Raw genomic sequence first — 21,332 nt, 5'->3', positions numbered from 1 at the left:
CCGCGAGGCAGGCGCACCAACCGGCTGTACCGACGGAAATAGCCGCTCACGGACCTGCTCCTTCCTCGAACTCGGTAAGGATGCGGTCGAGTTCGGGCACCACGTGCTTGCTGATCAGCTCCTGTTCCGTCCCGTCCCCGTCCGGTGCCACAAGGGCGGCGAGGTCGCGCAGCGACTCCGGGCCGTCAACGGCCAGGTCCTCGGCCAGCCGGCGGCCTCGCTGCTGTGCCGTCGGCGTCTGACGGCGTTTCTTGGCAGCGAGCCAGAGCGTCGCGTCCATGCCGACGGTGCGGATCGGATGGCCGAGGCGTTTCACGAGATTGGCGATGATCCCGACGCCGTCGGCGTCCAGGTCGGCCCAGCCGGCGACCGGCAGCGACCCCATCGCCTTGACGACGGTGATCACGGCGTTGGGCGAGTAGCCGCGTCCCCACACGCACAGCCAGCGGTCGATGATGTCCTCCTGCCAGCAGACATCCTGGAACGTGTCCCGGTTCTCGATGACGAGCACGCCGCGCACGCGCGTCGGGTCGAGCACGCCGATGACGTCGAGGCTGTTGGCCGGCACGCCGACGAACGGCACGCAGGCGCGAGCGTCGGCCACGACGCCGCCGATCCGCCAGACGACCGGGCCGCGTAGCAGCACCGCGACGAACGGTTCTCGCACCGCGAGTGCGAACGGAAGGTTCACGAGGTTCGCGAACGCGGTCCGTCGGGCACCGGTCCAGCCGTGGGAGTTGTGGAACGCCTCGGCGGCGACCTTGGCCTCGGTCGGCGTCACGCCCTCGACCTGAAGGCCGTGTCGGGCACAGACCGCACGGATCGCGGCCTCGTGGACCGACCATCGCGTCGCGCCGGACTTCGAGCCCTCCGGGACACACAACGGATCATCCAGATGCTGTCGGGCCAACAGCGCTCGTTCGGCTGCCAGGTCGGGCACGGACTCCATGAGGGCGATCAGCTCGGCTCGGACCTCGGCCGGCGGCCGCCACCCGGTGAGGTCGGCCACCGCGTCGGCGGCGACCTCCTGCCAGGCCGCCGTCAGCCGGATGCCGACCGGCTGGTAGCCGAAGCCCTCGGTAGCGCACTCCACCACCACGACGCCGGCCCGGGCCAGCTGGATCGCCTTGTCCCAGGCCGAATCCCCGAACTTGGAGAGCACACCGCGCCACTGTCGCCGCGACGGCATGGTGAGCACCCACTTCAGCTGGCTCGTGCTGAATCCCGCCGGCAGCTGGAACGAGCCGTCCATCACCTCGACCACCAGGTCCACCCGCCGAGGATTGGGGCGCTGGCGCCGATCCTTCGGCACGACCGGACCCGCCTCGGTCTTCTTGGGCACCGTGTAGGCGGCGATTCCCGTTGGCAGTCCCGGCAATGGCCACCGCGTTCGGCCCTGCGCCTCGCCGACCAGCAGTGGACAGCTGACCGGGGTGTCGTCGTCGGCCTCTGTGTAGGCGTCGTCGCCGTGCTGGTCCCAGAAGCTCATGAGGTCCTCCCTGCCCGCAGGGCCGGGGCGGTGAGCTCCACGCGGCGGGACTGGTCGTCGAATCCCCAGGCCCGGGTGGGCCGGTTGAACGTGTCGTACTCGTGGGCGTGGTTGAACCACAGCAACTCACCGCACACCTCGGACGCGTCGAGCAGGACGCTGTCCTGGCAGGTGCCCAGCACCGTCACCCGCCGTTCCTCGGCGACGGTCTTCAGCACTCGCAGGATGTCCTTGCGGTTGACGTCGCCGAGGCTGTTGCCCAGTTCGTCGAGCACGAGCACGCGTCCCTGGGTGCTGGTGTCGGCGAGCAGCGCGGCGAGCACCAGCTGCACGGCGTGCACCTTGACCTGGGCGCCGTTGGCGATCACCTGATACGAGACCAGGCCGCCGCGCTGGGAACGCCGCCAGCGCGGCGTGACCTCCCAGCGCCAGACGCCGTCGTCGGCCGGTGGCGGACCGTGCACGACGAGGTCCGCGCCGAAGCCGCCGTTGTCCAGGTCGAGCCGATTGAATGCCTGCGAGACCTGGTCGAGGGTCCCTTCGATCGACCGGCCGATCATAGCTTGGAGATTGCGCACCGTGGCCTCGCGCCCGTCCACCTCCTCGCGCAGATGTTCGTTGTAGCGCCGGCGCTTGGCCTGCTCCTCGTCGATCGTCGTCAGCACCCGGCGGTCGTGCGCGTCGGTGTCTTCCAGCTGCTTGGACAGGGTGGACGTGACGTCCGCGAAGGTGACGGTCGGCACCTTCGCCAGGCCGAGCTGGCCTTCAAGGCGGGCCAGAAGTGTGAATGCCCGCCGCATGTCGGCCGGGGTCTGTTCACTGTCCGGAGTGAACTCGCAGGCCTCGAAGGCGTCGTAGATGCGGCGCATCGTCTCCGTGCCGAGCGACTCGGCCTTGCGGTCGGCGAAGCCGGGTTCGGCGTGCAACTGGTGGTCCGCTCCGTCACGGCCGGTCGGCCACAGCACACGCCAACGTTCGACGTCCAGGGCCACCCGGTCCTGCTTGACGGCCGCCATGCGCTCGTCATGCGTATCTAGAGCCTGCTGGGCTTGTTCGACTTTGCTCTCGGCGAGCAGCGTGCGGTACTGGTACTGGTCGGCGATGTCCTGCGCCTGCCGCCACAGCCCGAACTTCTCCCGCTCTGCGGTTTCCCGAGCGATGATCCGGGCGTCCACATCGGACAGTCTGGCGGCGAGATCCGCGTCCTGAGCAGCGATTGCCGTCAACTCGGCGGCCGCGACGGCGGCATCGTATCGCGTGATCGCGACGGCGAGCGCGGATGCGGCCGCCTGCTGGCCTTCCGCCGCGGTCCGCTGGGCCGCAGTCTTCTGGTCGAGCTCGCCTCGTAGTCGGGTGACCAGTGCCTCTCGCCCGGCGACCGGCCCCGCGAAGCCGCCGAACACCGTGGTCCGCTGCCCGTCGTCGTGGACCCAGCGTTCGGAATCCTCCGGTGTCCAGCGTTCGGACAGCGTCCGCAGGAAGCCGCCGATCGCGAAGCGGCAGCCGATGCCGGCCGGGCTGGCGATCGGTTCCTCGTCCTCGGTGACGAGCAGTGCGCCCGGGAACTCGGCCGCGACGCTGGCGACGTCCTCGACGCCGCCGGCCACGACCACCGCATCACGCCACGGCCACAGCCGCGGCTCCCAGTGCGCGCGCTGCGCCTCGTCGACAGTGACGGCATCGAACAACGGCGCCGCCGAGCAGCCGGCGGCGTTGAGCGCGGCCGTGAGCTGGCCCGCCGAGCCACCCAGGCCTTGTTCAGCGGCCATGAGCACGGCGGCGGCTTCCTCCACCGCAGCGGTGGCCGAGGCGACCCGCACGAGCGCGGCGACGTGCAGCCGCTCCGCATCCTCTTTGTTGTTCTGTGCCTTGGCAACGGATTCCTTGGTCCAGCCGGTGGCCCGAGCCCGACACTGCGCACGGCGGTCGGCCAGTTGGGCGCGGCCGGCCGCCAAGACCGCTCGCTCGTCACGAGCGCTGGCCAGGCTCTCTTTGGCGACCTCCCACTCCGCCAGGGTTCGCTCAGCCAACGACACGCAATCCCGTTCGGCTGCCAGGGCGTCCCGCTCGCCCCCTTTGTCCCGTAGATCTTCAGCCAGCGGCAGCCGTTGCGCGTCAAGTTCTCGCAGCCGCTCCGCGAGGTCCTCGTCGCGGGCGAGCACGTGGAGGTAGCGCTTGGCCAGGAACACCTGCCAGCTGCGGTCGGCCTTGTCCAGCATCGACCGGGACTTGTTCCTGGCCCGGACTTCCGACAGTCGCGTCTCCTCCTCGCGGCGGTTCTCGCGGTCGGCGGCCTCGCTCTCGGCCAGCGCGCGGCGCTGAGCCAGCAGCGCCGCCCGGTCTCGGCGTTCCTGGTCGATCAGGTGCTTCGCGCCGGACAGGGAGATCAGCGCGGCGCCGATCTCGTGCGGCTCCATCTCGGTCAGCTGGTGGCTGAGCAGTGACGGCGCGGGCGGTCGCAGGGAGGTGTCGAGGTAGCTCAGGCAGCGCGGGGCGTCCCCGAAGCAGACCTCCGCGAACTGGCGCGCCGAGATCGTGCCGTTTCGCTTGAGGGCGCGCCACTTCAGCGGCGCTTGGCGGTCGCGCTCGTCGTCGTCGCCGGCGGCGATCAGATGCGCGCCGTCCGCCCAGCGGACTTGCACATGGGGTGTGGTGGGCTCGATCCGGATCCAGATCGTGCGCGCCGTGGACTCGGGATCGTCCTGCTCGGCGAACACGCCAACGACAAAGCCCTGGGCCGCCGGTGGAATGCGCTGGGCGAGGTCGATACCGGCCGGGGCCGGCTTGAACAACAGTCCCGCGGCCGGCCGGCCGCCGTTGGTCAACAGGCCCCACTGGGGGTCCGCGAGCAGCAACGACACCGCCGCCAGGAATGTCGTCTTGCCGGAGCCGTTGGAGTCGCCCCGCGGTCCCTGCCCGGACACGGCGACGAAGGTGTTCGGCACGATCGGCACCGGATGGTTGGTGAGGCGGGCGATGTCGAACGTCTGCACCGCCAGCAGCTCCCGGTCGCCGATCACCCCGCGATCGATCCCGTTGTCGCCGCCGTTGCTCTCGCTCATCGCTGGTCACGCTCCTGTGCTCGGCGGACCTCGCGGTCCCGGCGGATCTTCCGGGCGGCGTCGCCGTCCGGTTCGGCGAACAGGATCAGCTCGTCGAACAGGTCCTTGAGGGCCCGCTCGGTGAGCCGGTCGAACTGCGGCCCGAGGCGCACCGCCCCGTCGACCCGCGCGACCAGGTCGGCCCGTGCCAGCTCCCGTAGCTCCGTTTCGACCCGGGACTCGTTCAGCGGTCCCACCCGCATGTCCTGCACGGTCACCGGAATCCCCTTCGTCCACGGCGTCTCGGCGGCGATCCGACCCTCGGCCCGTGGAATCGCGACGGACAGGACGAACACGAGCGCCAGCGTGGCGCGCTGCCGTTCTGGCAGTACACCGAAGCCCTCGGCGGCGAGCCTGCTCGCGATGCGATCGTCATAGCCGGACAGGAACCCGCGTCCCGACACGACCAGCACCCGCCCCAGCGAGCCCAGCAGCTCCACCACCGCGCCATGCAGCGTCTCGTCGGCCAGCGCCCGAAACGCCGTGCGCGGTACCGGCGCCGCCGCGACCTCAAGCGCGGCTACCGCAGTGCGGACCTCGGCCTTGGCGTCCTCGGGCAACGCGTCGAACCCCGTCGTGGTCATCGAAACCTCCCATCCGGTTCAGGCAAAAGCTCGTGTAGTTGGCGCAACGCGGTCAGCTCAGAGGTGCTCCACAGCGCAACCTTCGGCCCCAGCCGGATGAGATCGCCGTCGCGGCGGAGATATCCGGTGACCCGCAACGCCATGAGCGGTCGGCCAAGCCGTGGCGCGTCGTACGACTCGCCGAGCGCCGCGAGGACGGCCTGGATCTCTCCGACCGTCGTCGGCCGGCCCGGATAGATCGGCAGATCAGGGTCGAGCCAGCAACAGCGCAGACAGACGGCCATGACCAGGCGCACCGGGCCGGTCGCCACCGGGCGGGTGAACCCGTCGCCGTCCTCGGGCAGGAAGTCGGCGGCCGCGCCCAGGACCAGCACCGGAACCTGGTCCCCGTCTTCGGCGATGGCCAACGCCCGGCCGGCCCGCTCGGCCACCCTCACCAGCTCCGCCGCGTCCGGCACGGCAAATTCCGGCGCGGTGCGCGTCGCCCGCAGCCGGGCCAACCAGTACGCGGTCTCGTCCACGTCACGTTCCCCCGCTTCGGACCAGCTGGACGGGCGTGAGGTAGGTGACCGTGGCCGTGCTGTCGACCAACAACCGGTCCGACAACTCGATCCGGCAGCCGAGGCTGCGGTCGGCGACCGCGGCCATCAACCAGACCACCAATTCGACCGCGCCGGGCCAGCCCTTCTCCAACAGCAGCGGGGTGAGGTCGACCCTCCGCTCGCCGTCGAGCAACTCGCCGAGCCGGTGCCGTCGTGTCCCCCTGACCCGCTCCTCCCGGTCCCGCACCAGGTCGATGGGATCGGTCAGCGGTCCCAGGTCTATCGAGCGGGGCGGCCGGACCCGGCTCGGCGTCGGCCGGAACTCCTCCGCGGCCACGGCTACCTCGTCCGGCCGCAGTTCCAGCTCCGGCCGGTCGAACACGGTGCTTGCGAACACCTCGGCCAACTGGTCGACCGAGGCGGCCCGGACGGCATCGAGGTACTGGCCGGGCGCGAGCAAACTGAAGTCGCGACGAGCCCGGGCATAGGAGGCGATCCGGTCGACGACCGCGCTGACCGCCAGCGAGTACCGCTGCGCCTCGGCGATCAGCCGGGTCCCCAGGCCGTGCAACTCCGGAAACGTCGAGGCCACCACGTCGATCAGCTTCCTGGCCCGAGGCACCAGGGCGTCACCGTTGCGCCGCAGCCGGCGGTAGCGGAGCACATCCTCGACCGGTTTCGCGCTGAGCCGCTCCAGCCGAGGGCATTCGATCGACAGCTTCTGCCGCATCAGCACCAGCAGGTCCGACACCTCCTGGCGGCTGAGCAGGCCGAGGGCCAGGTCCTCCTGGGTCCGCTCGAGCAAAATGATCAACTCGGCCACGCCGTCGGCCCGCAGCAGCCGCTCGATGATCAACAGCATCACGGCACTGCTGTCGTCCAGCACGTACCGATGGCCGCCGGCCTTGTCCGTAGACAGCATCTTGGTGGTCATGAAGTGGTCGAAGCGGGGCTCGAACCGACCGGGCCCGGCGCCGGCGCAGTGCTGGGTGAGCTCCTCCTTGGTCAGGCCGTCGCCCTCGTCGTGGTCGCCGAAGGCGGCGTACACCGCGCGCGCCCAGTTCAGCGTCTCCGAGTCCGCGATCATCGCGTCCTGCCGCGTGGTGACCGGGGCAAGGCACTTGTTCAACAGTGCGGCGAAAGGGCTTTCGGTAGCCGTGCTCACGCGGGCTCCTCGGCAGGACAGGGCTCCGCCCACCACAGTTGGCGGAGCGGATCGGGTGACGGGATTTCGTGAGGGTCAGTCGGCGAGCGTGGCGACAATGGGATCGACCTCGTCCAGCCGCAGCCGGAGCAGGGCGACCACGGCGTCCCGGGCCTCGTCGGCGGCGGCCAACGACCAGTGGTAGCAGACGTAGCCGACCTTGACGAACGCGTCCGCCCCCTGGCCGGCCGCGTCCGCGAGCAGGTCGATCATCACCTCCCGGTGCTCGGTGTCGGCGGCGGCCGCGTTGAGCCACGCCACGACGGCCAGGTGCACCTCCTGGGTGCTCGCCTGCTTGAGCAGTGCCCGCCACCCGGCGACGACGGCCCGATCACTGCCGCCGTCCTCCACCGCCGGCCGAACCAGGCGCAGGCACTCGGGATGGGTCGCCGGATCGGTGATCGTGCGGAACGCGGCCAGGCCGACGCGACGACGCGTGGGCTCGGCGTCGGCGATCCAGGTGACCAACTGCTCCAGCACGCAGTCGAAGGCCGGGGAGCACCGCGCGACGGCCGACACGGCCGACACCACCGCATCGCCGACGCGCCGGTCACCCCAGCCGGCCAGCAGCCTCAGCCTCGTCATCGCGACGTTGCCGTACTCGGCCCCGATACCGCCACAGACCCGCGCGACAACTTCAGCCAACAGCTCATCCGAGTTCACCACGTACGCCCAGTCATAGAGCCGCTTGCGCACCGCGGAGCCGATACCTCCGCTCGTCGCCGCCTTGACCAGCAGCCGCTCCACCATCGGCAGGAGATAGTCGCAAGTCAGCGACCGCGCCACCCATGCCTCGGCGATACGGAGCACGGTGCGGGCGTCTCGCGCGCCGGACAGCAGCTCGACCAGCCGATTGACCAGGCGTTCGCCGTCTCGCACGTAGAGGCCGGTGCCCCGGCCGAGCTCGATGTCGGCCAGCCATCGCAACAGGTGCTCGCGGTTCTCCGGGTACTCCTGCCAGACGTAGCGCAGCACCGCCGCGCCGAATGCCGGCCGGTGGAACTCCACCCGGTCGTCGGAGGTCCTGGTCGCCCCGATCGCTGCCAGTCTGCGAGTGGCGCCGGGACCAGCGAACGGCCGGGACCGGCCCACCTCGGGCACGCCGAGAATGGCCATGAACCGTCGCAGTTCGCGGAACAGGACCTCGCATGGCGCGTGTTCGATCAACGCCACCATGGTCGTGGCGGCGCGCCATTCCTCGTCCCCGGAATCGAACTCTGCTCGCAAGTGGACGGTCCAGTCCCGAACCGCGTTGCTGAAGTCCTCGCCCAGGACCGCGGGTCCCCGGGAGCCGGCAGGATCGATACCGGCGATCAGCCCGGTGATCCGGGCAACCTCTCCGGGCAGCGCCCGCCTCAGCAGGGGCGGCAACTCGTCGAAGGAAAGCCAGTCGTCAATCCGGTGCTCGGCGAACCCTGCGGTGCGCAGATGCTCGCGGAAGACGTCGGTCGCGACCGGCACCGGCAGTGGGTGGCAGCACTTCGGCACCGTGGCGTTGAACAACGCGTGCACCTCAGCCGGCACCAGCACCACCAAGAAACTCTCGCAGTGGGCCAGCTGCTCGCCGAAGTGGACCAGCTGCTCGGCCACGCTGCCGAACACGGCGCAGTCGGCGACCGGGTCAGTGCCGGTCAGGTCGAGCAGGACGGCATGTGAGCGGTCGTCGCGACCCAACAGGTCGTCGAGCGAACTCTGCTCGTCGACGACGGCCGACCTCGGCCGCAACTCGACGCCGCATAGGGATGCGCATTCCCCCAACATGTTCAGCCCCGCCGTCCAGAGGCCGGACTTACGCTCGCCGCTCAGGATCAGGTACCTGCGCAGCTTGAGCACCGGCAACAGACGGTACAGGCCGGGCGGTTCGACGAACCGGCGCGCCGACACCGCGACGACATCCGGGTCGATGAAGCCCGTGACGCGAGGGACACGTGTCGGCTGGTCGCCCACGGGGATGGTCACATGGTGTTCGTGCTGGACGTTGCGGATGTCGCCGAAGACGAGCGGCCGGTGCACCGATTGCCCGGTGGCGAAAGGGAATTGCGCATTGTCCGCGGTCATCGCGCGGTCCCCGGGCCGTTGACGATGTCCCCGAACACCAGCGGCTGGTAGATGCCCTGGCCGCTGCCGGTGACCACCAGCCCCCCGGCCGTAGAGTCGGTCCGGGCCAACGGCTTGCCGGCGACGCCGTCCCGCAACAGGTCGCCACTCGGGCACGGCACGTATAGGTAGGCCTGGGCCGACAATTCCTTCACCTGGACGGTGCAGGCCGCAAAACGCGCGGCCGGCACAGCTCCGAGGCCGGTCGCGACCACGCTGTCGTAGACGGGCGCCGAGATCATCGCCACCAGCAAGGTCTGGTCGGGGTCGGACCGTTCCAGCGCGTCCCGCGCCGGCTGAGCGTCGAGCAGCCGGTGCGCGGTGATCACAGTGTTGCCCACGATCTCGCCCGACCGGCCCGGGTCGGCGATCGGCCCGACGTGCAGGCTGGCCCGCAGTCGCATACGCGGACCGCCTCGGTCCTCCAAGGCCATCCCCAGCAACAAGTCCTGGAGCGCACCGAATACACCGAGCAGCACCGGGAGATGGCTCGCCGAGCAACAGAACCAGTACCCGTCGCCCGGGTTGCGCACGAAGTGCCGGTCTCGCCAGGCGTCCTCCGCGCCGGCCTGGTCGAACGCACGGGCAACCACCGACGGCAACTGGTCCGCGAGTTCACGTTGCACGGGATCCGTGTTGCGCCCGAAGGACATCGTGTCCACCGCGAACACGGCGCGGAACGGCGGCAGGCCCCTGCTGCGCGCTGCTGCGTCACCACCTGACATGTCGACCTCACTTGGACGTGGCGGACACCTATTGGGCAGCGTGCCGGTCGGCCGGCACCGCCGCGCACAGAACTGAGAGCGCCCCTGTGACGGGCGTCACTACGCGGCGCGTTCGACGAAGCGGCGCAGCCCGTCGACGTCCGTCACCACAACCGCGCGGTGCTCGCTACGGATCAGGCCCCGGCCGGTCAGCCCTCGCATCGCGCCGTCCACGCTGCTCTTCGACACGCCCAGGTAGACGGCCAGGTCTTCGTGCCTCAACGGCAGCGTCAGCCGGTCGCCCATCCGCGTCCGTGCCACGTCGACGCACATCAGCAGTAACATTGCCAGCCGCGCCGGCACCTTGAGGTGCATGATGTCGTACGGCCGGACCTGCCGCCCGCGAATCTTGCCCGTCACGTACGAGCCCAGCAGCTCCGATTGCACCCGCGGGCCCCCGATCCGGAGGAAATCGCCCGCCCTCAGCGAATACACCGAGCACGCGTCGATCGCGCGGACCGTCGCGCACCGCGGCTGCGAGTCGAGCATCGGGAACTCGCCGACCAGGTCGCCCGGCCCCAACACCGCCTCCAACTGCTGGCGGCCGTCGGGATGCGAGTACACCGCGGCGACCCGCCCTTGGACGATGTAGTAGGCGTGCTCGGAGCGGTCTTCCTGCAGCAGGATCTCGCTGCGGGGACGGAACAGCGTCGAGGACTTGCCGCCGAGCAGCCGTTGCTGCTGCCCAGGCGACAGTATCTGGCGAAAAGTGATGCCCACTCGGTGACCGTGCATGGCCGGATGCCTACTCCGACGTCACCCAAAAGTCCCGACGATCCATCCTATTGCCACTCGATCGAAGGACGAAGCCTTGACATACCAACGGCTGTCGCAGCCAGCGATGGTGTGCCGCCACAGCGACTCCAGCAGGGTGATTATCCGCCCTTGTCCCGAAAATACGGGAGTGCGGACGTGAGATTGCTGCTTTCATGCACGCTCACGACAGATGCCGCACCGGCCCCCTCGACAGGCGCACACGCCACCGTCACTCGCCACAGCCGATCCGAAGGAGGGGAACACGTTGCCCGCGCACCGGTTCGTCCCTGAGACGACCCGCCGTGGCTGACAAGAGCGTGAACCCGGGCATCGACCCCGACCTGGTAGCAACCGTCGGGCCGCAACCGCCTTCCGTCGCACAGGTTTTCAACTGGGCCGCGGCCGCGCTCGAGAACTCCCCGTTCGCCGCTGGGCGTCAGTACTCGACGGCCCGGCTGGCGCAGTTCGGCGACGACGTCCGCGCGGATCGCCACCGCCCGCATCGCTCGGGCCAGCCGGCCCACATCAACGCGGCACGCCAATACCGTTGACCAATAACAGATCGCGTGCCGCACACTACAAGATATGCACAACGAGGTGTCAGCCGAGAGTGTCAGCACGGTGATTCAGAGCCGAGTGATCAATGGCAACATAGCACTGCATCATGAATGCACATCGCCACTAGTGGCTTACCTACAGGCCGCCGAGGCACTCACCTCAAACTCGCCAATCAGAGAGGCTGCGGCGATCGCCACTTTGACACAGTTGACAAAGACAAGCAAGGAAATGTTCGTGGCGACTATGGAACTAATGTCGGCATGGTGGCCGATCGCCAAGGAAGACGAGGCCCGCAGGAATTCCCTGTTCCGCGTTGTGGGATCTGGCGTCTGCTACATCCTGGTAGCCGAGAAGATTTGGCCCGACATAGCTAGCGGCACCAATAAAACAGAGTTCTCCTGGCGCGAAGGTCGCATATCCATCTCCGGGACGACGTACCGAGCACCGAATGGCCACCATTCGAAACAGAGCTAATACCATCCAGCGGGTTCGCCGGGAGAGGCTCAACAAGTTCCACGCCGAGCAGCAGTACATCCATGCCAACGTCAACACACTCGACCGGTCGGCCCAGATCGGACAGGTCTCCCAGCACCGCGAGACGTCACCGTGACGCGTACACGCGTCCACATGCTGGGCGAACTATCCCAGCACCACTCCGGCCCATGATCAAGACTCCGAATCGCAGACTCCTTTACTGCGGCAAGTACAGTTGGACCCGAGCTTGGAGAACGGCCGCGAGCACGCCGTTGACCCCGTCTTCAACTGGGGGTCAAGGGGTCGCAGGTTCAAATCCTGTCGTCCCGACGGTCGAAGGAGGTCCGCCGATCCAGGGCAAACGCCCAGGTAGGCGGGCCTTTTTCATGCCCGCCGACGATCTTCCATCGACCATCCACAGTGGACCAGAAACCCCGCCTGAGCCCCAAAATAGGAGCGAAACAGGAGCGGGTGCCCACAGTTTTTTACGTAACACTGTTACGGGGTCGCGGTTCACACCACCCGCCCAGGTAGATCCGCCAACCGACATCAACCGACCACAACCACCTCGAACCGAACGTAGCCGGCAACCGTTCGCCACCGTCGACCGCCGTTGCCGTCAGCTCCCACCCCTACACGCCCGACGCACGCCCTATCAGCCCATCACCAGCGGTTCACACCCGACCGGGCCCGTCGCAACATCACCGGGCCAGCCAAAGACCCGGATCACCACAGCCGGCGCCGAACTACCGGCGGGGCCGCAATGGTCGAACACCCACCCGCGCCCGGGGTGGATCGCGGTCGACCCGCGGTGCCCTCGCCGGCCAGAAAACGCATGGCCAGGGAGCATACGATGATCGGGTGGCTTCGCCGTTGGTGCGCTTCGGACCGCCCCGCCTGCTGGTGGGGGATACCGGCGTGCTGATGAACGAAGTGGTCCAGGGTGCTCGTCGCGGCGAACTGACCGGCCTGCTCGCAGCCCTTCATCATGACGCCGCGCGCTTGTTCGTCGCCGAGCATGTGCTCGTCGAGATGGAGCGAGACCGATCAGGCTTCGCCGAGGATCGACACGTCGACCCGACGCTCGCTGTGAGGCGCTGGCACAGCATGTATCTGCCGTACATCGTCGTGGTGCCGGTGCCGGAAACCTGGGGTGAGGGCGACGACCGCGTCACCCAGGTCGCAAACCGCCACCCGGTCGACCTGCCCACCGCCCGACTGGCTGTTGCTCTTGCACCCTGTCACGGGCTCATCCAGGACCCAGACCTGACCGACAACGGCTTCGGCGACCCGAACTGGTTGCCGCTCACGCTCGCGTCGGCGAACCAGGCCGAGATGGAACTTGTCGGCACCACCGTTCGGCTTCCAACCGTTCTCGCCATAGAGCTTGCCAAGGCCACAGGCCGGACGTTTGCCAAGCTGCCCCAGTGGGCGCAAGCCATCCTGCTCCTCGCCGGTTTGGCGGGACTGTACTGGTGGGAGCAGAGCGGCAAGGCCCACCAGCACGTCAGCAGAGTCCGTGAGCTGACCGGGAAAGCCTTCGACACCATCATTCCGCTCGCGGCGACGGTCTTCGAGCGGCACACCAAGGCGCAGGTCACCTGGGTGATTAACGTCATCCAGCCAGCTGAGCGTCAGGCGTTGTCAGAACAGATCGCCCGACTCCTCGCGGAAGCCGACGAGCCGATGACTGCGACCGAGATGGCCACGCGAATGCACCTGTCCGGCACACCGCGCGAGCGCGGCGACGCGATCCGGGCAGAACTGCGTCGACGGGACGCGTTCATCGAGGTATCCCGAGGACGCTGGCGGTTGGGTAATCCCGCCAGCACCGCGGACGCCGCCATCCAGCCGGCCGACGTGCGGGACTGGCTTCAGCGGGCACATCGTTATAGCGGGCAATCAACCGGGAAGTAGACGCCTGACCGTTCATGTAAGCCGAGACCTATGCGTCCGCGTCCGCCAGACTCAGCAGAGCACTTGACCTGCGGAGATGTCGAGCCTGACCCTCACACTGCCAGCGTGATCCAAAGAGGACAGTCACCTGCGGAAACCAAGGCACCGCAGGAAAACCGCCGTCCGTTCGGTGCCGTAGACCGCCGTTCCGTGCAGTACAGGGTCATCGGACTCTCCAGATTTTCTCCACCTGCAACCAGTGTGAGGACCGGCCTTCCAGCGACACATCCCTTGCACCACAGGATACTCCGAACGAGGGCGGCAACGCGACCCAGGACGTGTCAGCCTTCGACGATCTGACCGTCATCCTCACAACGACACCACAGGTCGCCGCCGGCCGCCGCTCCGCACGGAACGAACGCGCCCCGTTCCACCAACGGGTGGACCGAGAAGACTCGAACCCCGCCGCTGGGCGGACCGCCGCCAAGGGCTGAGCCTCGCCCTGGCCCGCCACGTCCTGGCCGCCGCCCAGCCCTGGACGTTCGCCCCCGGATGGGTACCGGTCCCCCGACCCGCATGTCGTCGGACCGGTACCCCCGCAAACCCGGCGCACATCGGGGGAGCGTGCCCGGATCTGAGCAGCACTCAACCAGAGACAACACCCCGACACCAGGGAGACATGACGCCACTGGCCAGGACTGGCCAGAACCCCACTCAAGCACCACAAACGCCATCCGGCCCGGCTGCCGTCCCACCACCCGGCCCTTCCAGATGCCGTCCCTCTGCCGCACAGGAGAAAACCCGCGATGACGCCCATTCTCGGCGGGCGCAGGTCGGCGCGCAGGTGCCCCCTTGACGGGCGTGATGGGCGTTGCCAAGTCGACGGGATGCCGCGAGGCCCCTCCCCTTGGGGGTCGAGGGCCCCTACGACTCTCGTTCTTGAAAATGATTCCGTTGGGCGGCTACCGGTGCAGAGTTACAGGTCAGCAAGGTTGTCTCCGCGCCAGCGGCGGCCCGGAGGCTACCGTGGTGAAGTAGTGCACTCGGGTGTTGTCCCCACACGAGCTGCTCTCCTGGCACGACGGCCGGCCCGAGGCGCGGAAAATGGCGGGGGCCAATTACCCGCTGGGGGCAATCCCGAATAGATTGATCACAGGGTTGACCTGCGGAACCTTTTTTTCAAGGTGAGGCTATCCTCACTACCTGCGTGTTGCGGGGGCCGGTTTTCGGTGGCAGCGTGTCAACCACTCACATCTGAGGAGTGCTCATGGCAACCACCGAAACACGGATGCCCGCTGTCCAGGAGTGCACCGTCAGCGGCTGCTCATACAACCAGGACGACGGCTGCCACACCTTCGCGATCACGGTGTACGGCGCGAACGGGGTCGCCGACTGTGGCACCTTCGTCCCGCTGTCCCGCAAAGGGGGCCTGCCGAAGGTCCTCGCCCAGGTCGGCGCCTGCTCCAGGGCAGACTGCATACACAACAGCGACCTGGAGTGCACCGCCTCCGGCGTGCGCATTGCCCCCGGCGAGGGCGACCACGCCGCCAACTGCCTCACCTACAGCCCGCGCTGACGACCCGACCACGCAGGCACGGCCGGTGCCCCTCAAGTAAGACACGGCCGTGTTCGGGGACCATCCCGAACTGAACAAGCCGACGCTCGGCGAGCAGATCGATGAGCGCCCCGCGCCAGAGGCGGCACCACGCCCCAACCCCAGCACCTCGCTTGCAACAGGGGCGGTCCCTGACACCTGGGGAGAAGTGCCAGGGCCCGCACCCCACACCGTCGACGCGAGGGGCCAACGCGCGGAACCCTCATGATTCACGACAGTGTCAACAACGCGCCAAGCCCTACCCCTGACAGCCGGCCCGTCGCCCTCAAGCAGTTGACATCGCAACGACGGCATCACGGGCACCGACAGCGTCCCTCCGCAATGGGCATTCGCCTGTCCTGGTCGAAAATGCTGTCATCGTCTGTGGGCTGGGATTTTAGGCGGCCGATTGATAGTCGTCGAGCAGTCCTGCGAGGCGTCTGCCAGGATCGCCGCGACCATGCAGCAGGCCGAGTGGGAGCAGGACATCGACAACCTCGACACGATTCCCGGGATCGGGCGCGCCGCCGCCGAGATCGTGATCGTGATCGCTGAGACTGGCGGTGATATGGCGCCGTTCACCACCGCCGGGCACCTGGCCTCCTGGATCGGGGTGTGCCCTGGAGTCAACGAGTCCGCCGGGGTCAACAAGTCTGGGCACACCCGCCACGGCAACGCCAACCTTAAACGGGTGCTCGGGATCGCGGCGATGGCCGCGATCAAACAGAAGGATTCCTACTACGGAGTCTATTACCGGCGTCTGTCCGCGCGTCACGGCAAGCAACGCGCCTTGGTCGCGGTCATGCACAAACTCGTCATCGCGATCTGGCACGTCCTCGCTGGCAAGGTCGCGTACCACGACCTCGGTGCCGACTACTTCGCCAAGCGCGACCCGACCCAAGGGATGCGCCGCATCACCGCGCAGGCCAACGCCCTCGGACTCACCGTCCGCTTCGACCCGATCGGAGCATGAGTACACCCCCGTAGCGATCACGCTGTGAGCTGCGAGTTCCGTTCATCTTCGTGTCAGTTGTTACTTGTCTAGGGGGCGCAGCAATGCGTCCCCGCTACCCGACCACATGTGCTCACCTCGGAGATCCTCAGACAACCATCAGCCCGGCAGGCCGGGGTCGGGACCTGGAATCAGCCAGACATCGCCCGGGTGGCGACGGCCTGCCGCAGGCGCAGACAGAAACAAGCACCTCGCCGCGTGCCGGGTTCGTACCAGGCGTCTCCACCGTTGGCCTGCGCGAGGTTGCGGACGATCCACAGCCCCAGCCCGGTTCCATCAGTCCGGCGCTCGCTGCCCGGACCGCGCCGGAACCGCTCGAACAGGTAGGGCACGAAGGAGGTGGGCACTCCCGGGCCCTGGTCGATCACCCGCACCTCGACCCAGCCCGCCTTCGCTCTCCCCTGGATCTGGACGGGTGGCTGCCCGTAGGAGAAGGCGTTCTCCAGGTAGTTGGCGAGCATCTCGCAGAACTCGGCCCGGTCGACGGCCGCCACCAGCCCCTCGGGGCACGTCACGCGGACGTCTCTCGACTTCTCTTCGATGCCGGCGAGTTGCTCGATGACGACTTCAAGGACGGGCACATGTTCGACGACAGGGCTCCCACCAGCGGCGTCGATCCGCGACGCGGTGAGGAGCTTGCGCACCAGCGCCTGCAAGTAGGCGATGCGCTCGATGATGCGGTCCGTGATCTCGGCCCGTCGCTGCTGGGTCAGGCCGGCCCCGTTGTCACGCAGCACGTGCGCCAGCACACTGATCGCGGCGAGCGGGCTGTGCAGCTCGTGCGCTGCCACCGCGAGCACGATGTTCTGCCGCTCCAGCGCCGCCTGCAGTGCGCGTTCGATGTCTCGGCGGCGGGTGACGTCCCGCAGCGCCGCGACATGCAGGCGCTTACCGTGCAGTGTTGTGGCGGTGACCCGCATCTCGACCACCCGCTTGCGACCGCCAGGCAGTATCAGGTCGATCTCGGACACGCCCACGGCGATCGGATAGCCGAACGGGGAGCCGACCAGGTCGGCCGCCGGGCGGGCGAACAGATCCTCCGCGGCCCTATTGCACAGCCGGATGACCCCTTCTCCGTCGACCGCGAGGATCCCATCGGCCGACGCCGTGACGATGAGTCGGATGATGTCGTCCGGGAACCAGGCGCTGGCGTGCTCACTCACCTGGCCGAGGGCCCTCTGGCCGCGCCAGGCCGACCAACCACCACGGGGCCGCGGAGACCACGGGGCTGTCGGACAGGATGCCCACCACGCTGGACAGGCGCTCACCTATGTGCAGACCGTCACCGTCGACGGTCACCCGGCGGATGGTGTGATCATGGGCGGAGCCTCGCGTCTGCAGGATGGCGATCGCGCGCTGGATCTCACCGGCACTCTCGAAGTAGCGGAGGCTGACCGTGACGTCGGTGAGACTGGCGATCTCGTCCGCGATCGTCGGTGTGAGCCGGGGGGTGAACCGCCCTGCGGGCGCCGAGGTGAGTAGCGTGGTCACTTGGTGGTGGCGTGCCACGACGGCCAACGTGATCACGAAGTCGAGCAGCGCTCGCGGCGAGACGACACGCTCCAACGCGGACAGCGTGTCGATGACCAGGCGGGACGGCCTGAATTCCTCGACGGCTCGCCTGATCCTGAGGAAGTGGTCCTCCAGCGACGCGACCTCCGGGTACTCGCACACGATCCGCAGCAGGCCCGACGCCTCCATGGCGTCGAGATCGAATCCCCAGCCGGAGGCGCTGCGCCCCAGCTGGGCCCGGCTCTCGTCGAGGGCGTAGATCAGGCAGCGTTCGTCGGCCTTGACCCCCGCCGCGGTGAACCCGAATGCCGTCAGTGTCTTCCCGGAGCCGCTCGGTCCGGTCAGCAGCACGATCGAGTCCTTGAACAGACCACCGCCGCACATCCCGTCTAGTCCGGTGTTGCCCGTGGACACGCGCACGCGAGACGCCGGCACGGGCGCCGTGAGGAACGCCAGCGGCATCACGACGATTCCATCCCGCGGATCGATCGTGAACAACCATTCGCCGGTGCGGTGTCCGGTGCCGCGGAACTTGACGACCTCCAAAGTCCGCCGTCGCCGCTCGTTCTCCAGGACGTTGCGAAGGATGATCACGTTGTCGAGTACGAACTCCTCGACGTTGTGTTGGGATACGCCTTCGTATTCGCCGGTGCGCTCCGCGGTGAGGACGGACGTGACCCCGAGCCGCCCCAGGAGGTGCGCGATCCGGTGAAGCTCCTGGCGGACGATCGCGGAGTCGCGGAACCGGCCGAAGATCGCGCCGAGCGAGTCGAGTGACACGCGCGTGGCGTTGGTCTCGCGGACCGCGTGTTCGATGCGGGCCGCCAGCCCGCCGAAGTCGTAGGCGCCGATGATCGACACTTCATCATCATTGGCCTCGGCTGCCGCGTCGACGAACGCCCATTTCCCCTCGCGTTCCCATTGCTCGATCGGGAAGCCGAGCGAGGCCGCGTTGTGGCGGATGTCCTCGGGATTCTCCTCGAAGTTGACGAACACGCCCGGCTCGCCGGAGCCAAGGACGCCCTTGGCGAGGAACTCGATGGCGAACAACGTCTTGCCGGTGCCAGTGGTGCCGGCGACCAGGGTGGACCGGCCGGCGGGCAGCCCGCCCAGCGCCACGTGATCGAAGCCGTTGATATCGGTGGGAAGCCGCCTGATAGGGGCGTTGTCGGTCATATTTCATCCTCCAGTGGAGTAGAAGTGGCCACTCCTGGCAGGCCGAGAGCCAACGCCGTGCGGCGGTGGTCGGACAGATCCCCGATCACCCTCCGCCTCGGCAACGGAGCCATCCTGATGACGGTCGGAGTGGCCAGTACTCGCTCCTCCTCCGCCAGGTCGGGCTGGTCGGTGACATCAACAACGTCAATCTGGTAACGGCCGGGAAGGCGGGAGTCGCACAGCATGCGGAGGTTCACCTGCGCGGCCTGGGACCGTTCCGTCTGCCCAGCCACGTAGAGCCGAAACGAGTAAGTGGTCACGGCATTCTGCCCCGCCCGTCCACCCCCGTGTGCCGCAACGCGTTCACACTATCCATCTCGTACGACACCTCCCGTCGCTCGAAGCGAGGTGCGCTCGCATCGCCAGGTTACGCCCGACCGAATCGCGGGCAGCGGGTACCGTTGACGCGGGGAACACGAAGGGCGACAGACGTGATCCGTGTGCTGGTGGTCGAGGACCAACGAACGCTCGCCGACGCCCTGGAAATCGCGGTCGACACTCAGCCCGACCTGGACTGCGTCGGCGCCGTGGGCACGGTCGAGGACGCGCTGGCGCTGGCCGGCCGCCAAAGCCCTGACGTCGTGCTCATGGACATCCGTCTGCCAGGCATGAACGGCATCGAGGGCACTCGGCGAATCATGGCGACACACCCCCGTGTCCGAGTGCTCATCCTGACCGCGAACACCGATCCCCGCCTGCTCACCGAGGCCGTCGCGGCCGGCGCCACCGCGTTCTTGGCCAAGGCGAGCACATTGCCTGACATCTTGACGGCGATCCGGACCCCGGTCGAAGGAAAGGTCCTGGTCGAGGAGACCTCCATCGCGGCGCTCGCACCGGTCGTCCTGGTACCTGATCTGACCGGGCTCACCCCCCGGGAACGAGAGATCCTCGGTTTGATGGGGGAAGGATTCGCCGCCACCGTGATCGCACAGCGGCTCGTCGTGAGCACGCACACCGCGCGGGGACACGTCAAGAGCGTCATGCGCAAGTTGGACGCGCACACCCAGCTCGAGGCGGTCATCATCGCCACCCGGATCGGGCTCCTGCCCACGCCTCCCACCACCAGTTGATCAGGCCAGCGCCACCGTTTCAGCCCACCTGAGGGGCGCGACCGGACCACCTGGGGGACGTTTCGCCAGGGCAGTCCCCCGTAGCGTCGTGGCCGGCTGACACATGCCAGCAGCTACGGGAGGAACAGGATGAATTCCTTGGACAGGCGAGCGCGACAGGCATTCGTCCTGCTCGCAGGCAGGTTGGTCACCGACGTCGACGCCATCGACTATCTGGGCGCCCTCGCCCAACTCAGCGTTGACCTACTGGACGTGGCGGCCAACGGGGTCCTGTTGGCCGATCATCGACAGGCATTGCGCCTAGCTGCCTCCTCGGAATGGCCCCGTGTCACGGAGCTGTCCGAACCGCAGAACGACAGCCCCGGCCTGGACGCCTTCCACGGCGGATCCCTGGTGTGTTCGCCTGATCTGGCAACGGAAGACCGTTGGCCAACCTTCACCGCCGCCGCGCGGGCGGCCGGATTCGGCGCCGTACACGCGTTCCCGATGCGGTGGCACGATCGGACCATAGGAGCGATGAACCTGTTCTCCGTCCAGCCCGGCAAGCTTGACGTCGAGGCCGCCGAACTCGGCCAGACATTGGCCGACGTGGCCACTATTGGCGTGCTCAACGAACGGGCCCGGAACAGCGCGGTGGTCATCGAACAGCTCGAACGCGCGCTCCAGAGCAGGATCACGATCGAACAGGCCAAAGGTGTCCTGGCGGAGCGCCTGCGGGTGACTGTCGACGACGCCTTCACCGTACTGCGGGGTTACGCCCGAAGGAACAACCTCAAGCTTGCCGGCGTCGCCCGCGCGGTCGCGAGGGGCGAACTGCGCGTCACGTCACCAGATGACGGCCGTGCCACGCCATCGGCGGAGTCTGGCCAGGGCCATCCCCTCAAGCCATGCGTGGCGGAGTAGTCGGCGTAGCCATGCCCGGTGCCCTGGGCTACAAGGACCCTACGAAGGCCCTCGAGCGGCTCAGCGCGGGGTTGACCCGATTCGACGGACAGGGTCGATATGGTGAACTCACGCTACCTCACGCCGAGGAACGGACACCTCCGTGGCTTCATAGCCGGCCGGGCTGAGATAGCCCAGGCTGGAATGCCGACGGCGGGTGTTGTACCACCCCTCGATGTGGGCGAAGATTTCCTTGTGTGCCTTGACTTTGGTGGGCCATGGCTTGTCCCCGCGTTGTCCCTTGCGTCCGACCGAGAGTCGGACAACGGTCTCGGCAGCCACGCGAGCGTACTGGCCGGAGGTGTATTGACCAGGCTCAACCGGTCGTCGCAACACCGGCCTATTGACAAGCACCGCGCCGACTACGCCGATGTGAGGGTGCGGCGACGAGACCGGTCGGCGCGGAGATATGCAAGCTTTCCTCGCAACGGGCGCCACGACGAACCCAACAGGACCCCAAGGCCGAGGAACATGGACTCTGCCGGCCAAGGACCTATGGCCGTCACAGCGTCGTGCCGA

At 68.0% G+C, this 21,332-nt stretch carries 18 protein-coding genes; 7 read left to right on the top strand and 11 right to left on the bottom strand.

Going from position 1 to position 21,332, the window contains the following annotated elements:
- Positions 1–46: 46 nt before the first annotated feature.
- The 8 genes from KUTG_RS48895 to KUTG_RS54990 all read right to left on the bottom strand — a co-directional run bounded on the left by KUTG_RS48895 (position 47) and on the right by KUTG_RS54990 (position 10,501).
- Positions 47–1,489, bottom strand: a complete 1,443-nt coding sequence (locus KUTG_RS48895) for a Wadjet anti-phage system protein JetD domain-containing protein (protein WP_052396352.1) — start codon at positions 1,487–1,489, stop codon at positions 47–49.
- Positions 1,486–4,551, bottom strand: a complete 3,066-nt coding sequence (locus KUTG_RS48890; protein WP_052396351.1) for a coiled-coil domain-containing protein — start codon at positions 4,549–4,551, stop codon at positions 1,486–1,488. The genes KUTG_RS48895 and KUTG_RS48890 overlap by 4 nt, the downstream gene beginning before the upstream one ends.
- Positions 4,548–5,174 carry a hypothetical protein gene (locus KUTG_RS48885; protein WP_043726810.1) on the bottom strand — a complete coding sequence of 209 codons (627 nt, stop codon included), beginning with the start codon at positions 5,172–5,174 and terminating at the stop codon, positions 4,548–4,550. Before KUTG_RS48885 ends, KUTG_RS48890 begins: the two co-directional genes overlap by 4 nt.
- Positions 5,171–5,695 (bottom strand): hypothetical protein, encoded by a 525-nt coding sequence (locus tag KUTG_RS48880; protein WP_043726808.1) that lies wholly within the window; start codon positions 5,693–5,695, stop codon positions 5,171–5,173. The genes KUTG_RS48885 and KUTG_RS48880 overlap by 4 nt, the downstream gene beginning before the upstream one ends.
- 1 nt (position 5,696) lies before the next feature.
- Positions 5,697–6,881: a hypothetical protein gene (locus tag KUTG_RS48875; protein WP_052396350.1), complete on the bottom strand. Its 1,185-nt coding sequence runs from the start codon at positions 6,879–6,881 to the stop codon at positions 5,697–5,699.
- 75 nt (positions 6,882–6,956) lie between these two features.
- The gene (locus tag KUTG_RS48870; RefSeq protein ID WP_043726806.1) at positions 6,957–8,978 is read right to left on the bottom strand and encodes a hypothetical protein; all 2,022 of its coding nucleotides are present in this window, start codon (positions 8,976–8,978) and stop codon (positions 6,957–6,959) included.
- Positions 8,975–9,742 (bottom strand): hypothetical protein, encoded by a 768-nt coding sequence (locus tag KUTG_RS48865; RefSeq protein ID WP_157495353.1) that lies wholly within the window; start codon positions 9,740–9,742, stop codon positions 8,975–8,977. Before KUTG_RS48865 ends, KUTG_RS48870 begins: the two co-directional genes overlap by 4 nt.
- Before the next feature lie 99 nt (positions 9,743–9,841).
- Positions 9,842–10,501 (bottom strand): Crp/Fnr family transcriptional regulator, encoded by a 660-nt coding sequence (locus KUTG_RS54990; RefSeq protein ID WP_052396348.1) that lies wholly within the window; start codon positions 10,499–10,501, stop codon positions 9,842–9,844.
- Between the two features lie 338 nt (positions 10,502–10,839).
- Between KUTG_RS54990 and KUTG_RS48855 the strand changes: the two genes are divergently transcribed.
- The 5 genes from KUTG_RS48855 (at position 10,840) to KUTG_RS48840 (ending at position 16,032) form a co-directional block, all read left to right on the top strand.
- Positions 10,840–11,088, top strand: a complete 249-nt coding sequence (locus KUTG_RS48855; RefSeq protein ID WP_043726804.1) for a hypothetical protein — start codon at positions 10,840–10,842, stop codon at positions 11,086–11,088.
- A gap of 455 nt (positions 11,089–11,543) precedes the next feature.
- On the top strand, positions 11,544–11,705 hold the full coding sequence (locus KUTG_RS60075) for a hypothetical protein (RefSeq protein ID WP_157495351.1): 162 nt from the start codon (positions 11,544–11,546) through the stop codon (positions 11,703–11,705).
- A 725-nt stretch (positions 11,706–12,430) separates the two neighbouring features.
- Positions 12,431–13,486, top strand: coding sequence for a PIN domain-containing protein (locus KUTG_RS48850; RefSeq protein WP_043726803.1), 1,056 nt, complete (start codon positions 12,431–12,433; stop codon positions 13,484–13,486).
- Positions 13,487–14,732: 1,246 nt separating this feature from the next.
- Positions 14,733–15,041, top strand: a complete 309-nt coding sequence (locus KUTG_RS48845; RefSeq protein WP_043733453.1) for a DUF1540 domain-containing protein — start codon at positions 14,733–14,735, stop codon at positions 15,039–15,041.
- A 478-nt stretch (positions 15,042–15,519) separates the two neighbouring features.
- A complete protein-coding gene (locus tag KUTG_RS48840; protein WP_157495350.1) occupies positions 15,520–16,032 on the top strand; it encodes a transposase in 513 nt (170 codons plus the stop codon).
- Positions 16,033–16,202: 170 nt separating this feature from the next.
- On the opposite strand, the gene KUTG_RS48835 is transcribed toward KUTG_RS48840, so the two are convergent.
- From KUTG_RS48835 to KUTG_RS62695, 3 genes are read right to left on the bottom strand one after another with little or no spacing between them, the layout of a single operon-like run.
- Positions 16,203–17,234, bottom strand: a complete 1,032-nt coding sequence (locus KUTG_RS48835; RefSeq protein WP_043726802.1) for a PAS domain-containing sensor histidine kinase — start codon at positions 17,232–17,234, stop codon at positions 16,203–16,205.
- Positions 17,227–18,759 carry a circadian clock protein KaiC gene (kaiC, locus tag KUTG_RS48830; RefSeq protein WP_043726801.1) on the bottom strand — a complete coding sequence of 511 codons (1,533 nt, stop codon included), beginning with the start codon at positions 18,757–18,759 and terminating at the stop codon, positions 17,227–17,229. The genes KUTG_RS48835 and kaiC overlap by 8 nt, the downstream gene beginning before the upstream one ends.
- Positions 18,756–19,061 carry a circadian clock KaiB family protein gene (locus tag KUTG_RS62695; protein WP_043726800.1) on the bottom strand — a complete coding sequence of 102 codons (306 nt, stop codon included), beginning with the start codon at positions 19,059–19,061 and terminating at the stop codon, positions 18,756–18,758. The genes kaiC and KUTG_RS62695 overlap by 4 nt, the downstream gene beginning before the upstream one ends.
- 171 nt (positions 19,062–19,232) lie before the next feature.
- Here KUTG_RS62695 and KUTG_RS62690 point away from each other — a divergent pair, with 171 nt between their 5' ends.
- Both KUTG_RS62690 and KUTG_RS48815 read left to right on the top strand, forming a co-directional pair.
- Positions 19,233–19,871 (top strand): response regulator, encoded by a 639-nt coding sequence (locus KUTG_RS62690; RefSeq protein WP_052396346.1) that lies wholly within the window; start codon positions 19,233–19,235, stop codon positions 19,869–19,871.
- Between the two features lie 129 nt (positions 19,872–20,000).
- Positions 20,001–20,774 (top strand): ANTAR domain-containing protein, encoded by a 774-nt coding sequence (locus KUTG_RS48815; RefSeq protein WP_198047631.1) that lies wholly within the window; start codon positions 20,001–20,003, stop codon positions 20,772–20,774.
- Positions 20,775–21,332: the final 558 nt, after the last annotated feature.

Source organism: Kutzneria sp. 744, from assembly GCF_000568255.1.
Classification (GTDB): Bacteria; Actinomycetota; Actinomycetes; order Mycobacteriales; family Pseudonocardiaceae; genus Kutzneria.
The sequence above is the reverse complement of the archived record's forward strand: the minus strand, read 5'-3'. Positions and strand labels throughout refer to the sequence as shown.